Genomic DNA, 15,239 nt, shown 5'->3' on the forward strand with positions numbered 1-15,239 from the left:
GATTATGAAAAAATTATTCATTCTTTTTGCCCTGTTTGCAATCACAGCACAAGCTCAATATAAAATAGAAGGAACCCTAAACCCTGCCGACAAATTTAGCTGGGTAATCCTGTATAAAATTGAAGGTGCAAAACAACTGTTTGTAAAAAGTGGTAAAATTGAAAATGGTCAATTTAAATTTGAATTACCTGCCGATGCCAAAGTAGGAATGTATCGTGTTTCTTACAAAACAGAAGGCGCTGGCTTTGTCGATTTTTTATTTAACAAAGAAGACATCCGTTTTCGTTTTAACCCAAACAGTGCAGAAGAAAGCATTCATTTTGATAGCTCTTCAGAAAACATCCTATATCAAGACTATATTAAAGTTGTTGCTCTTGAACAGTACAAGTTAGACTCCTTGCAGGTAGCCTATTTAAAAGGCCCATCAGCAAACACAGAAAAACTATACAACAACCAACTAAAAGAAATTACTGCCTTACAAGCTTCTTATGTAAAGAAAGCCAAAGGAAAAATGGTTGAGGATTTTATTAAAGCCAATAATCGATACAACAGTACTAGTATTTCAAAAGATTCACAGGCTTACCTAAACATGGTTGTCAAGCACTTTTTTGACAACATCGATTTTAACAACAAGACATTATACAATTCTACTTTTTTAGTTGATAGGATTACAGATTATGTGTTCTACATGAATTATTCTGAAGATGAAAAAACACAAGAAAATCTGCATAAAAAAGCCATTAAAGATGTTCTAGGTAGAGTAAAAGATCCAGTATTTAAAAAAGATATTGTTGAGTTTTTAGTTACCCAATTTATCAATTACCAGCGAGTTACTTTTGTAGATTATTTAATGAGCAGCTATTACGATCCACTACCAAAAAACATAAAAGATCAAGAATTCTTAGCTTTAGTTAAAGAAAAAACGATTGTTGAGGTTGGTAGAATAGCTCCAGATATTAGCTGGACAGAGAATGGTAAAAACTACAAGCTTTCTACCTTAAAAGAAGCCTCAAACTATGTATTGATTTTTTGGAGCACCACTTGCTCTCATTGTACCCGTGAAATTCCTTTATTACACAGCTTTATGAAAGGTAAAAAGAATACAAAAATTATTGCTTTCGGGATGGAAGAATCAAGTGCTAATTGGAAAAGCTATATCAAAGGTTTAAGCGGATGGCACCATATCCTCGGTTTAAATAAATGGGAAAACCCAACAGCTAGAACCTATCAAATATATTCAACGCCAACCTATATCGTTTTGAACAGCAATAAAAAAATCATTGCCAAACCACAAACATTAGAGCAACTACAAAAAATAATCAGTGGTTTAGAATAGGTTTTCTATTTAGAAATACAAAAAAGCATCTTCTATATGATCTATAGTAAAGGTGCTTTTTTGGTTAATAATAGCAATGATATCAAAGCGAACTTCAACATCTAAATCTTTGTCTTGCACATAATGATCCATAGCCAAAACTAAGAGTTGAATCTTTTTTTTATTGACAAAATCCTGTGGATTCCCAAAAGCTTCTGAGGACCGAGTCTTTACTTCTACCGCGACAATAGTATCTTCTTTTTGGGCAATAATATCAACCTCAGCTTTTAAAAAACGATAATTTGTCTCTAGGATGGTATACTTCTTTTTTAACAAGAATTCAACAGCTAACTGCTCTCCTTTTTTACCAAGTTCGTAGTGCTTTGCCATTAGTTCTGCATAAATAAAACTGTTGCGTGTTGCTCTGTAACATCCATTTCTATAGTTCTACCAAGTATAATCGCCTGGTTGTCTGCCTCGTGACCTGCAGGAAAATCAAACAAAACAGGGAAATCATATTCTGCAACCACTTCTAAAATGAGTGATTCTATAGATTCTCCCCAAGGCGTAGTATTTTTCTTAATTTTGGTCATATCACCAATAATAAGTCCTTTGCAATTTTCAAAATACCCTGCCCGCTTTAAACTTTGCAGCATACGATCTATATGATATTTATACTCGCCAATTTCTTCAATAAATAAGATTTTTCCACGGGTATCTATTTCACTTTTTGAACCCAACATGGTTAACAACATGGTTAAGTTTCCGCCAACCAATTGACCTTCTGCAGAACCTTTTCTATTCAGATCATTTGGACTAACTTGATAGCTCAAAGATTCTCCAAATAGCGCAGACTTAAAGCTAGCAATGGTCTTTTTAGTTTCTTTCGGATCTTCTTCTAAACTGGTTGCCATCATAGCGTGTAATGTTTCAAAACCTAGGTTGTGTACATGACTGTGAATTGCAGTAATATCTGAATAACCAACAATCCATTTGGGATGCTTTTTAAAAGTACTAAAATCTAATAAGTCTAAAATCCGAACAGATCCATATCCTCCACGTGCACTCCAAATTGCTTTGATATTTTTATTGTCCAAGGCCTTTTGAAAATCAGCTGCTCGTTCTTCATCAGAACCTGCAAAATGAGATCCTTGGACATACAAATGCTCACCCAAAACCACATGCAATCCCCAACTTTCTACCAATCGCTTTGCTTTTTCTATGGAAGCCTCTCGGTTCATTAAAATACCTGCCGGGGCTACAATAGCAATCGTATCTCCCTTTTTAAGATAAGGTGCCTTAACTAGTTGATTGCTTTTAACTCTAAGTGAGTTTGGCATTTCTTGAGCAGAAGCAAAGCTTATCAAGCTTAAAAAAAAGAGTCTGACTAAGTAGGTTTGGGCTTTTAAATTCATAGAATTGCTTTTTGTAAAAGTATCAATTTTCGTTGGCATTGTAAAATAACTTCTGCTTGCTTTTTTGTACTTTTGCAATTCAAAAATTGGTCCAAACTAATTTCAATTCAAAATCAACTTAAAATGAAGACTCCTAAAAGATATACCATTACTGCAGCTTTGCCTTATACCAACGGACCTGTCCATATTGGGCATTTAGCCGGAGTCTACGTACCTGCTGATATCTACACACGTTATTTGAGACTTAAAGGCGAAGATGTTGTCTTTGTTTGTGGATCAGATGAACACGGAGTACCTATCACAATTAAGGCAAAAAAAGAAGGAATCACTCCACAGCAAGTGGTTGATAAATACAATACAATTATCAAAGATTCTTTTGCTGATTTTGGAATTTCTTTTGACAATTATTCAAGAACCTCTGCAGAAATTCACCATAAAACTGCCTCAGAATTTTTCTTAAAATTATATAATGATGGTGAGTTTATTGAAGAAATAACAGAACAATTATACGATGAAGAGGCCAATCAATATTTAGCCGATCGTTTTGTTATAGGAACTTGCCCTAAATGTGGCAATGAAGAAAGTTATGGAGATCAGTGTGAAAGTTGTGGAACTAGCCACAATGCAACAGACTTGATCAATCCAAAATCTTCTATCACCGGAAACGTCCCAACCTTAAAAGAAACCAAACACTGGTTTTTACCCTTAGACAAGCATGAAGCTTTTTTAAAGGAATGGATTTTAGTTGGTCATAAAAACGACTGGAAACCCAATGTATTAGGTCAGGTAAAATCTTGGATTGATGATGGTTTAAGACCTAGAGCAGTAACCAGAGATTTGGATTGGGGTATTCCTGTTCCTTTAGAAGGAGCCGACGGAAAAGTATTGTATGTTTGGTTTGATGCTCCTATCGGATATATTTCTGCAACCAAAGAATGGGCTGCACAAAACAACAAAGACTGGGAGCCTTATTGGAAAAATGACGATACCAAATTGGTGCACTTTATTGGGAAAGACAATATCGTTTTTCACTGTATTATTTTTCCTGCAATGCTTAAAGCCCATGGAGATTTTGTAATGCCAGAAAATGTCCCTGCTAACGAATTCTTAAACTTAGAAGGAAACAAACTATCGACCTCAAAAAATTGGGCTGTTTGGCTGCATGAATACTTGGTTGATTTTCCAAATCAGCAAGATGCTTTGCGATATGCACTTACAGCAACAGCTCCAGAAACCAAAGACACAGACTTTACTTGGAAAGATTTTCAGGCCAGAAACAATAATGAATTGGTTGCTATCTTTGGTAACTTTATCAATAGAGTTGTGGTCTTAACTTCTAAATATTACAATGGCCTTGTTCCTGAAGCAAGTTCATTAACAGCCATAGATACAGAAGTGCTTACTCAATTACAAGAGTTTCCAGAGATCATATCTAGATCTATAGAGCGTTACCGTTTTAGAGAAGCAAGTCAAGAATTAATGAATCTTGCTCGTTTAGGAAACAAATACCTGGCAGACGAAGAGCCTTGGAAAGTAGTTAAAGAAGATCCGAAACGCGTAGAAACAATTATGCATGTTGCCTTGCAGATTGCAGCTGGTTTGGCCGTTTTATCTGAGCCTTTTTTACCTTTTACCTCTGCCAAATTAAAAGGGATTTTAAACATCAATCAAAGCGATAAAAGCACAGCAACTCTAACATGGAAATCAGTGAGTACAGAAGCTACATTGCTGGCTGCTAAACATCAAATTAACAAAGCAGAATTGCTTTTTTCTAAAATTGAAGACGAAGAAATTACAGCGCAATTGGCAAAATTAGAAGCAACCAAAAAAAGTAACGAAAACGAGAAAAAAACGGTAGCTCCTCAAAAAGAAACTATCAATTTTGATGACTTTACCAAATTGGATATGAGAGTGGGGACTATTTTAGAAGCCACCAAGGTTCCAAAAACAAAAAAGTTACTTCAGCTAAAAGTTGATGTAGGTATTGATGTAAGAACCATCGTCTCTGGAATCGCAGAAAGTTTTAGTCCTGAAGAAATCATTGGTCAACAGGTAACTGTTTTGTGCAATTTAGCACCGAGAACTTTAAAAGGAATTGAGAGTCAAGGAATGATCTTAATGACAGACACCATCGATGGAAAATTGGCTTTTGTTAGCCCAGAACAAGCTATAGATAACGGTCAGCAAATAAGTTAGTTATTTTTTAACTGCAAGGCCTTCTCTCTGATTACAGTTCCGATGCTTTTGTGCTCTATTTTACTCTCTAACCAAGATAAAATATCTAAGTATAAAAACGCACGCTTTTCATAGGGATGATTCTCAAATTTTTGCAATCGCTGGTGAATCTTTTTAAATTCACCCTTAATTTGATGTGGATATACATCACCTAAGGCCTTGATAGATACAATAAACTCTTTTTGTACCTCCTGCAAGTTTTCCATTTTTAATAAAAACTTATAAGTGTCTTTAAAATGTTTCTCTAGATGATAGTCTAGACCGCATTCATAATGGGCAATTAGGTTTAATATCCTGCCGAAGCATTGGAGATCCTCACCAGAGGTTAGGTTTTTGTCCTCTATTATTTTGTTTAAATAGGCAATACAAAGTCGGTTTTGACCCATCCCAAAATACAAACAGGCTATCTTATAATACAAGACCACAATATGATGTTTGTCTAAATGATTTTTATACTGCACAATGTTTTCTTCAATTAGGGCAACCAAATACTCACCTTCTTCAAAGCTTCCTTCTAAGAAGTGCAAATGCAATTTATTGGCATACAAGTATTGGAAAACTAGCATATCAGTATTACTGTTTGATGGAAAGCTATTTGTGTTAACCATAGCTTCAAAACTTACCAACTCGTCTTTAAACTTTGAATAATTTTTAACAAAAAACAATGTTTCAAGCAGGTAATTTTCTCCCTTTAAGAAAAAAACGGGATGCAGAGCAATATTTTTAGGTTGCTCCTTAAACAAGGCTACCCATTTAGATGCATACTTATACGATTGTACAAAATCTTGGGTTAAAAAACTTTTCCAAAGATGAGCTTTGTACAACCACAATTTTTCGCGAAATCCCAAGGACTCATAAACATACTTTGGCAAATGACTATTAAAATAATTGGTGATTTTTTGAAGCTCTTTATCATTTCTAACATAGCCCGTTTTTAGCAAGACACTGTACAATTGTAAAGACAGGTTAGAGAGTTTGCTGGTAATCACATTTTGTTGGCTCAACTCTTTTGCCTGCAAAGAAAGTTCATCGGCACGCGTACTAATACTCCGAGTGATAAACTGCGTTTCAATGACCTTTTCTAGTTCGACAATTTCATAGGCAATGTTTTTTTCATCATTGTCTAAGGCCATCGATTTGGCTTTTTCTAAAAGCTTTAAACTCTGTTTATAAAGCCCTTTCTGATAGAGCACCGTTGCAAAATCTAAATGCTCTCTAATTTGCATTCGAACATTTTGATGCACAGGATTTAATCGCAAACTGATTAGTAACTGTTTGTATAAGTGTGCTTTTAAATTAGCCAATTGTTGTTTGGCGACAATATTCTTTTTTAAAATCTGTGGTTCATTGTAGGTCTTCATCTTGTCTAACAACTTAAACAAGGTAAAAAATTTAGCTTCAGTGTTCCCCTCTAGCCTGCCCACATACAGGTTAAATTGCCTCTTTTCTGACTTGGTCAGAGACTTGATCAAAACAAATAAAGAATCATTTTGATGATTGGGCGACGTAAAAACACTCATTCTAATAGGTTGATTATCAGGTAGTAATATCATTTTGACCTTAAATAAGCATCGTAATTTCAAAACGAAATTTACTTACTAAGGAATGGACAATATATACATTTGAGTTAGATTAAAAAACTGAATTCATTTTTATGACCACAAATAAGATTGAAATATTTGACACCACACTAAGGGACGGAGAACAAGTTCCTGGTTGTAAATTAGACACCCAACAAAAACTAGTAATCGCAGAGCGATTAGACTTCTTGGGTGTTGATGTAATTGAAGCGGGTTTTCCGGTATCTAGTCCAGGTGACTTTAATTCGGTAAGCGAGATTGCCAAACTTGTAAAAAATGCAAGCGTTTGTGCTTTAACAAGAGCAGTAGAAAAAGACATAGAAATTGCAGCAGCAGCACTTAAGTTTGCCAAAAATCCAAGAATCCACACAGGCATAGGCACCAGTGATTCTCATATAAAATTTAAATTTAACAGTACTAGAGACCAAGTGATACATAGAGCTGTCTTAGCGGTTCGCTATGCAAAAACATTTGTCCACGATGTAGAATTTTATGCAGAAGATGCCGGGAGAACAGAAAATGCCTTTTTAGCAGAAATATGTGAAGCCGTTATCAAAGCAGGAGCTACGGTTTTAAACATTCCTGATACCACTGGCTATTGTTTACCAGAAGAATACGGAGCAAAAATTAAGTACCTCAAGCAGCATGTAAAAGGCATTGAAAAGGTTGTTATTTCTTGTCATTGTCATAATGATTTAGGCTTGGCAACAGCTAACTCTATTGCTGGTGTTGTTAATGGAGCCAGACAAATTGAATGTACCGTTAACGGGATCGGTGAGCGTGCCGGAAATACAGCTTTAGAAGAAGTGGTAATGATTTTAAAACAGCACCCATATTTAAACTTAGAAACCAATATCAATACGCATTTACTCTACGATACCAGCATGATGGTTCGAGAAAAAATGGGCATGCCAGTACAGCCCAATAAAGCCATCGTTGGAGCCAATGCTTTTGCTCATAGTTCTGGGATACATCAAGACGGAGTTATTAAAAACCGAGAAACCTATGAAATTATAAATCCAGAAGATGTAGGTGTCACAGAAAGCGCCATTGTTTTAACTGCCAGAAGCGGTAGAGCTGCTTTGGCTTACAGAGCAAAAAAAATTGGGTATGAGTTGACTAAAATTCAGTTAGACAAAGCCTATAACTACTTTTTACAATTGGCAGATTCAAAAAAAGAAATTAAAGATAATGACCTGCACACAATCATGAAAAACGTTGATAAATTCTCTAAAATAGCCGTTGCCTAATGAAAAAAACACTCTTTGATAAGGTATGGGACTCTCATGTGGTAGACGCCATAGAAAATGGCCCTCAAGTTTTATATATAGACAAGCATTTGATTCATGAGGTAACCAGCCCTCAAGCATTTGAAGAACTAGAAAAAAGAGGGATCTCTGTTGCGAGGCCTGACAAGATTGTCGCAACGGCTGATCACAATACGCCAACGATAAATCAGCATTTACCCATAAAAGATGCAAACTCTAGAAAACAACTTGAGCAGCTTACACAAAACTGTGCTAAAAATAAGATTACCCTATACGGATTAGGGCATAAAAACAACGGAATTGTCCATGTGATTGCCCCAGAATTAGGCATTACACAACCCGGAATGACCATGGTATGTGGAGATTCTCATACCTCTACACATGGGGCCTTTGGAAGCATAGCCTTTGGAATCGGTACTAGTCAAGTGGCCCAGGTTTTTGCCAGTCAATGCTTGCTTTTAGAAAAGCCTAAGAAAATGCGTGTGCTGGTGAATGGAAAACTAAAAAAAGGAGTACTTCCTAAGGATGTTATACTCTACATTATTGCAAAACTAGGAACCAACTCAGGTACAGGTTATTTTTGTGAATATGCCGGTGATGTTTTTGAAAACATGAGCATGGAAGGCAGAATGACGGTTTGTAATATGAGTATAGAAATGGGTGCCAGAGGAGGGATGATCTCTCCAGACCAAAAAACTTTTGACTATCTCAAAGGAAAAGAATTTGCTCCTAAAGGGGCTGAACTTGACAAAAAAATATCCTATTGGAAAAGCTTAGCTACAGACAAAGGAGCAGTCTTTGACAAAGAACACCATATCGATGCTTCAGAGATTGAACCGATGATCACCTTTGGAACCAACCCTGGTATGGGGATTAAAATTTCTGAAAACATCCCAAAAACGAATGAGCGTTCTTTTGAAAAATCATTGGCTTATATGAATTTTAAAAAAGGAGCTTCATTAATTGATACACCCATCAACTATGTGTTTATCGGAAGTTGTACCAACTCAAGAATAGAAGATTTTAGAGTCGCTGCCAACTATGTAAAAGGAAAACAAAAAGCCGATAATGTAACGGCATGGTTGGTTCCTGGCTCACAAAACGTTGCCAAGCAAATTGCTGAAGAAGGTTTGCTGCAGATTTTTGAATCGGCGGGTTTTAGCTTAAGACAGCCTGGTTGTTCTGCCTGTTTAGCCATGAATGACGACAAAATTCCTTCGGGAGAATATTGTGTTTCTACCTCTAACAGAAATTTTGAAGGAAGACAAGGACAAGGTGCTAGAACCATTTTAGCGAGTCCTTTAGTTGCAGTAGCAACGGCAGTCTCAGGGAAAATAGTAGATATCACCAAGACCTTGGAACCCCAAGTTTTATAAATTTTAAAAAACAATAGAGCGCATTTGTTAAATGGAAAAATTTACACTTTTAAAATCGACAGCCATTCCATTGGCAACAGAAAATATAGATACCGATCAGATTATTCCGGCACGCTTTTTAAAAGCAACTGACAAGTTGGGTTTTGGAGAGCAGGTTTTTAAAGATTGGCGGTATTTTAACGATGGAAACCTCAATCCCAATTTTGTATTAAACAACCCTGTTTTTAGCGGGAGCATACTGGTAGCTGGAGATAATTTTGGTTGTGGATCAAGTAGAGAGCATGCTGCTTGGGCCTTAATGGGTTATGGTTTTAAAGTAATTATCAGTAGTTTTTTTGCAGACATTTTTAAGGGAAACTCATTAAACAATGGCTTGTTACCCATACAGGTGACTCCTAAATATTTAAAGGCCTTATTAAAAGAAATAGAAGCAAACCCCAGCAGCGTTCTTGTGGTAAATTTAAAAGAACAGCAACTCTTGACAGCAGTTGGAACCAGCTCTTTTGACATCGATCCTTATAAAAAAACCTGCCTGCTAAACGGTTATGATGATATTGATTTTTTAATTAGTAAGAAGGACAAAATAACAGCTTTTGAAGCTCAACTAGAATACTAAATAAAAGCGCGTTAGCGACAGAAGTGACATTAAAAGACCTGCCTACCGGCAGACATATATAACGAAAAGCGCGACCCTTTTGGTAACGCACAAATAAAAAAATATGAAATACAATATTGCAGTCATTCCTGGAGATGGAATCGGTCCCGAGGTAACGGCACAAGCCAAAAAAGCGTTGATGGCAGTTGCCAATGTATACAATCATAGCTTTAGCTTTAAAGAGGCTTTAATGGGAGCCTGTGCTATTGATGCAACAGGAGCACCTTTGCCTGACGAAACACTAAGCCTCTGTAAAAAATCAGATGCCATTTTATTTGGTGCTATTGGACACCCAAAGTATGACAACGATCCTAAAGCCAAAGTTAGACCAGAACAAGGCTTGTTAAAACTTCGCAAAGACTTGGGCTTATTTTGCAACGTTCGTCCAATCAAAGCTTATGAGCAATTGATTGGCAACTCACCTTTAAAAAAGGAAATTATATCCGGTACTGATATTGTAATCTACCGAGAACTAACAGGCGGTATTTATTTTGGTATCAAAGAGTTAAGCGATGACAAAACGATTGCTTTTGACGGCTGTTCATATAGTGTAGAAGAGATAGAAAGAATTGCACACTTAGCGTTTAAAGAGGCTCAAAACAGAAGGAAAAAACTAACTTTAGTAGACAAGGCCAATGTCTTAGAAACATCGCGTTTGTGGAGAAAAACTATCACTGCCATGGCAAATCAGTATCCAGATGTGCAGTTGGATTTTCTTTTTGTTGACAATGCTGCTATGCAATTGATCCTAAACCCAAAACAGTTTGATGTGATTTTAACTGAAAACCTTTTTGGAGACATCCTTAGTGATGAAGCCAGTGTAATTGGAGGCTCTATTGGTTTATTAGCATCGGCTTCTGTTGGTAAAAAAACGGCCTTGTTTGAACCGATTCACGGATCGTACCCACAAGCCGCTGGGAAAAACTGTGCCAACCCACTTGCGGCTATCTTATCTGCAGCCCTATTATTGCAACACCTCGGCTTACACAAAGAAGCCAATGCGATTACTAACGCTGTAGAAAAATCATTAGAATTAGAAATTAGCACAGAAGATCTCAATCCAGAAAGAGCATTTACCACCTCTAAGGTAGGTGATTTTATCGCTGACTATATAGAAAACCAACAAGACAGCAATATGAATTTCATGAATATTCATATGGGCCAAAGCACTATTATCTGATAACCTTGAGATATTAGTTTATTTGAATAAAGAGTGTTACCAAGTTGGTAACACTCTTTTTAATTTGGAAATTTCTCTTTAATTTGAGCTAAGTATAAATTGTGTATGCTTCCTATATGGCTGTGTTTTTTAGTGATATCAGGCTCATAAGTACCCGCCTCTACTTTTGCTCCAATTTCTTTGTAGGCATCTCTAAAAGGCATTCCGCTTAGCATTAAATTATTGATGTTGTCTACCGTAAACAAGTATTTATACTTTTCATCCATAGGATTTACTTCGTTGACAATCACTTGCTGGATAGCAAAATTAAAAATATCTAAAAGCTCTTTTACCTCTTCTATAGCAATGACCATATGCTCTTTAAGCAATTGGTAATCTCTGTGATAACCACTCGGTAAATTATTGGTAATTAAAATCATTTCGGTTTGCAATGCTTGAATTTTATTTGATTTTCCTCGAATCAGTTCAAACACATCTGGGTTCTTTTTATGAGGCATAATACTGCTCCCCGTTGTTAATGCATCTGGAAAGCTTATAAATCCAAAATTCTGACTGGTATACAAACAGATATCCATGGCAAATCTTGCCAAGGTATTACACAAACTTCCCAAGGCTGCTGCAACAGTTCTTTCACTTTTACCTCTGCTCATTTGGGCTGCAACTACGTTGTACTTAAGGCTAGCAAAGCCTAGCTCTTGGGTGGTAAAATCTCTGTCGATAGGAAACGAACTACCGTAACCTGCCGCAGAGCCTAGTGGATTTTGATCTACCGTTTGCAAGGCTGCGTTTAACAAATATACATCGTCTATTAAAAGCTCTGCATAGGCAGAAAACCACAAGCCAAAAGAAGATGGCATGGCCACCTGCAAATGGGTATAGCCCGGCAATAATTTTTCTTGATGCTGATCTGCTAAATTTATTAAGGTCTCAAAAAATGTGGCTGTTTGTGTTTTAATTTGCTGCAAATGATCTTTGTAATACAAATGCAGTGCAACCAAAACCTGATCGTTTCTAGACCTAGCGGTATGGATTTTTTTGCCAACGGCTCCATAGCTCTTGGTCAACTCAAACTCAATCTTGGAGTGCACATCCTCAAAATGGGACTCAATGACAAAAGTACCCGCTTCTATTTGTCCTTGCAAAGCTGATAAACCTTTGATGGCTTGGCTTAATTCTTCTTCAGAAATCAGCCCTACTTTTTGTAGCATTTTTGCATGTGCTAAAGATGCCTGAACATCGTACTTAGCAATGTGTATGTCTATTTCACGATCGTTCCCTACTGTAAATTTTTCTATTTTTTTATCTATTGATATTCCTTTGTCCCAAAGTTTCATCTCTATTTCTTTTTTTTCATTCCCTTAAAAACGGGAATCTTAGTATTAATAATTTACTGTTTTAACTGCTACATCAGCTGCAAAATGACAGCTACTTCACAATCACGCGATTTAATAATTCTATATAGATTTCTATACCTTCTTTTAGCTCATCCAAATAAATAAACTCATCTGCAGAATGCGACCTTGTGCTATCTCCTGGTCCTAATTTTAAGGAAGGACAAGACAAAACTGATTGATCAGAGAGCGTGGGTGAGCCATAGGTTGTTCTTCCTAAAGCAAGGCCTGCTTTTACCAATTGATGCTCCTTAGAAATGGCCGATGAATTTAAATTTGTGCTTCTAGGCAGCATGCTATCACAAGGAGCTGATTCTTGCAAAATGGTTACAATCTCCTTATTGGTATAGGCATCATTTACCCGTACATCGATAACCAACTTTACATCTGCAGGCACTGCATTGTGCTGTTTTCCTGCCTGTATCTGAGTCACCGTCATTTTAACTGGGCCCAAGGTTTCAGAGTCTTTTTCAAATTGAAAATTTTGAAACCAATCCAATACAGGAATGCATTTATAAATGGCATTGTCTAAATTAGGATGTGCTGCATGACTTGGGGTGCCCTTAACAAGCACATCAAAAACAACCAAGCCTTTTTCTGCTATTGCCAAGTTCATTAAGGTTGGCTCTCCTACAATGGCAACATCAATTTTTGGAAGTATAGATAACATGCTATTTAAACCATTCGGCCCACTACTTTCTTCTTCGGCTGAGGCCACCATCACCAAATTGTACCGAAGCTCTTTGTGCTTGTAAAAATGAGCAAAAGTGGCGAGTAAAGAAACCAAGCAGCCGCCTGCATCATTACTCCCTAATCCATAAAGTTTTCCGTCTTCTTCGATCGCTTCAAATGGATTTTTGGTGTATCCAGAATTGGGTTTTACTGTGTCGTGATGCGAATTTAACAGCAGTGTTGGCTTCTTCGGATCAAAAAATTGATTGATTGCCCAAACATTATTGACTGTTCGATGATAAGCAATCTTTTGTTTTGTAAACCACTGCTCAATTAAAAGTGCAGTAGCCGCTTCTTCTGATGAAAAAGACGGGGTTGCTATCAACTGCTTTAAAAGCAATATCGCTTCTTGTGTGTTCTGTGTAGTGTCCATTAATTTTCTAATATTGTGTGTATGGTTTCTGGCTCAAATATCATGGAAGGCAAGCCTATCTCTATTTTTTGAACCCCATTTTCTAAAGCGTAAAAACAATTTTCCAGTTTAGGAATCATCCCATCTACGATGTATTTAGCATCTACTAATTCTTTAAAAGTAGCTGCTGTAATTTTTCTAATCACAGAGTTTTCATCATCCTTGTCTCTAAGCACTCCTTTTTTATCAAAACAATAATACAAGGCTGTCTTGTAATTTTTAGAAAAGGCCAGTGCAAGTTCTGAGGCAATGGTATCTGCATTGGTGTTTAACAATTGCCCTTCTTCATTGTGTGTGATGGCGCAAAACACAGGAGTGATTCCATGACCTAAAAGCAGTTCTGGAACCTTTAAATCAACTTTTTTGACATCTCCTACATAGCCAAAATCAATCGTTTTAACGGGTCTTTGCACTGCTACAACAGCATTGCCATCGGCTCCTGAAAAACCAACAGCATTGCATTGATTTGCTTGCAATTTTGCAATAATTGTTTTGTTTATCTGTCCTGCATAAACCATGGTTACAATCTCTAGACTTGGCAAATCTGTAATTCGTCTGCCATGAGTCATTTGAACCTCAACACCCATTTGAAGAGCTAATTTACTGGCTAGTTTTCCTCCACCATGCACCAAAACCTTCGGACCTTGTAACTTTGAAAAGTTCACTAAAAAATCATCCAAAGCTTGTGGATCATCAATAATATTACCTCCTATTTTTACTATTCTTACCGTATCCATTATTGATTTTCTAAGAGGTTTTTTAATACGATTTGAGCCGCATAGGTTCTGTTGTTTGCCTGGGCTATTACCAATGAATTTGGTCCATCCAAAACAGCATCCTCTACCACTACGTTTCTTCTCACTGGCAAACAATGCATAAACTTTGCAGTGCCTAGTTTTTCTTGGGTCATCATCCATGTTGGATCCTGAGAAAGTACCTGACCATAAGATTGAAAACTACTCCAGTTTTTGACATAGACAAAATCGGCATCTCTAAGTGCTTCTTCTTGATCATAGATAACTGTAGTGTTCTTTACAACAGCATCGCTTAGTTCATATCCTTTTGGATGGCTAATACAAAGATCTACCTCTAACAGTTGCATCATTTGCACAAATGAATTTGCTACTGCGTGGGGCAATGCCTTTGGATGCGGTGCCCAAGACAGTACTACTTTTGGCTTTTTCTTGCCTGAAAACTCTTTTAAAGTAATGGCATCTGCTAAGGCTTGCAATGGGTGAGCCGTAGCACTTTCCATATTGACAATCGGCACAGAAGCATACTTTTGAAAACTGCTTAAGACCATTTCTTGCAGGTCTTTTTCTTTATCTGTTAACGAAGCAAATGCTCTGATCGCAATACAATCTGCGTATTGAGAAATTACTTGAGCAGCTTCTTTTACATGCTCAGATGCAGTCAAGTTCATAATGGTTCCCTCTTCAAATTCTAACTCCCAGGCTGCATTCACATTCATAACGATTACCTGCATTCCTAGGTTTCTGGCGGCCTTTTCTGTGCTCAATCGCGTACGCAAACTCGCGTTGAAAAACAGCATAACCAAAGTCTTGTTTTTCCCTAAATCTAAAAATTGATAAGGATTCTTTTTTAATTGAATGGCCTCATTTACCAAGGCTTCAATGTTATCTATGTCTTGTAAATCTGTATATTTTTTCATGGGTACTA

General features: G+C 36.8%; 13 protein-coding genes. 6 read left to right on the forward strand and 7 right to left on the reverse strand.

What is annotated here, in order from left to right; all coding sequences use genetic code 11:
- Window positions 1-4 precede the first annotated feature (4 nt).
- The gene (locus WHC90_RS07040) at window positions 5-1,336 is read left to right on the forward strand and encodes a thioredoxin-like domain-containing protein (protein WP_188597772.1); all 1,332 of its coding nucleotides are present in this window, start codon (window positions 5-7) and stop codon (window positions 1,334-1,336) included.
- A 9-nt stretch (window positions 1,337-1,345) separates the two neighbouring features.
- Here the strand turns inward: WHC90_RS07040 and WHC90_RS07045 are convergent, their stop codons facing one another.
- Both WHC90_RS07045 and WHC90_RS07050 read right to left on the reverse strand, forming a co-directional pair.
- The gene (locus WHC90_RS07045) at window positions 1,346-1,705 is read right to left on the reverse strand and encodes a YraN family protein (RefSeq protein WP_188597773.1); all 360 of its coding nucleotides are present in this window, start codon (window positions 1,703-1,705) and stop codon (window positions 1,346-1,348) included.
- Window positions 1,705-2,730 carry a S66 peptidase family protein gene (locus WHC90_RS07050; RefSeq protein ID WP_373284655.1) on the reverse strand — a complete coding sequence of 342 codons (1,026 nt, stop codon included), beginning with the start codon at window positions 2,728-2,730 and terminating at the stop codon, window positions 1,705-1,707. The genes WHC90_RS07045 and WHC90_RS07050 overlap by 1 nt, the downstream gene beginning before the upstream one ends.
- 72 nt (window positions 2,731-2,802) lie before the next feature.
- Between WHC90_RS07050 and metG the strand changes: the two genes are divergently transcribed.
- Window positions 2,803-4,926 (forward strand): methionine--tRNA ligase, encoded by a 2,124-nt coding sequence (gene metG, locus WHC90_RS07055; protein ID WP_262890145.1) that lies wholly within the window; start codon window positions 2,803-2,805, stop codon window positions 4,924-4,926.
- Here metG and WHC90_RS07060 read toward each other — a convergent pair.
- Window positions 4,923-6,518 carry a hypothetical protein gene (locus WHC90_RS07060; protein WP_373284656.1) on the reverse strand — a complete coding sequence of 532 codons (1,596 nt, stop codon included), beginning with the start codon at window positions 6,516-6,518 and terminating at the stop codon, window positions 4,923-4,925. The genes metG and WHC90_RS07060 overlap by 4 nt on opposite strands.
- Window positions 6,519-6,619: 101 nt before the next feature.
- Here WHC90_RS07060 and WHC90_RS07065 point away from each other — a divergent pair, with 101 nt between their 5' ends.
- The 4 genes from WHC90_RS07065 to leuB all read left to right on the forward strand — a co-directional run bounded on the left by WHC90_RS07065 (window position 6,620) and on the right by leuB (window position 11,024).
- Entirely contained in the window at window positions 6,620-7,795 is a 1,176-nt protein-coding gene (locus tag WHC90_RS07065) for a 2-isopropylmalate synthase (protein WP_188597775.1), read from the forward strand.
- Complete coding sequence (gene leuC, locus WHC90_RS07070; RefSeq protein ID WP_188597776.1) at window positions 7,795-9,189, forward strand: 3-isopropylmalate dehydratase large subunit; 1,395 nt, start codon at window positions 7,795-7,797, stop codon at window positions 9,187-9,189. Before WHC90_RS07065 ends, leuC begins: the two co-directional genes overlap by 1 nt.
- Window positions 9,190-9,220: 31 nt before the next feature.
- Window positions 9,221-9,805, forward strand: coding sequence for a 3-isopropylmalate dehydratase small subunit (gene leuD / locus WHC90_RS07075; RefSeq protein WP_188597777.1), 585 nt, complete (start codon window positions 9,221-9,223; stop codon window positions 9,803-9,805).
- A gap of 103 nt (window positions 9,806-9,908) precedes the next feature.
- Window positions 9,909-11,024, forward strand: a complete 1,116-nt coding sequence (gene leuB, locus WHC90_RS07080) for a 3-isopropylmalate dehydrogenase (RefSeq protein WP_188597778.1) — start codon at window positions 9,909-9,911, stop codon at window positions 11,022-11,024.
- A gap of 59 nt (window positions 11,025-11,083) precedes the next feature.
- On the opposite strand, the gene argH is transcribed toward leuB, so the two are convergent.
- The 4 genes from argH to WHC90_RS07100 form a co-directional block, all read right to left on the reverse strand.
- On the reverse strand, window positions 11,084-12,358 hold the full coding sequence (gene argH / locus WHC90_RS07085; RefSeq protein ID WP_188597779.1) for an argininosuccinate lyase: 1,275 nt from the start codon (window positions 12,356-12,358) through the stop codon (window positions 11,084-11,086).
- A gap of 91 nt (window positions 12,359-12,449) precedes the next feature.
- Window positions 12,450-13,520, reverse strand: a complete 1,071-nt coding sequence (locus WHC90_RS07090; RefSeq protein ID WP_188597780.1) for a M20 family metallo-hydrolase — start codon at window positions 13,518-13,520, stop codon at window positions 12,450-12,452.
- Entirely contained in the window at window positions 13,520-14,296 is a 777-nt protein-coding gene (gene argB / locus WHC90_RS07095; RefSeq protein WP_188597781.1) for an acetylglutamate kinase, read from the reverse strand. The genes WHC90_RS07090 and argB overlap by 1 nt, the downstream gene beginning before the upstream one ends.
- Window positions 14,296-15,231 carry an N-acetylornithine carbamoyltransferase gene (locus tag WHC90_RS07100; RefSeq protein ID WP_188597782.1) on the reverse strand — a complete coding sequence of 312 codons (936 nt, stop codon included), beginning with the start codon at window positions 15,229-15,231 and terminating at the stop codon, window positions 14,296-14,298. Before WHC90_RS07100 ends, argB begins: the two co-directional genes overlap by 1 nt.
- Between the last annotated feature and the right edge of the window lie 8 nt (window positions 15,232-15,239).

Source organism: Polaribacter pacificus (assembly GCF_038024035.1).
GTDB classification, from domain to species: Bacteria; Bacteroidota; Bacteroidia; order Flavobacteriales; family Flavobacteriaceae; genus Polaribacter; species Polaribacter pacificus.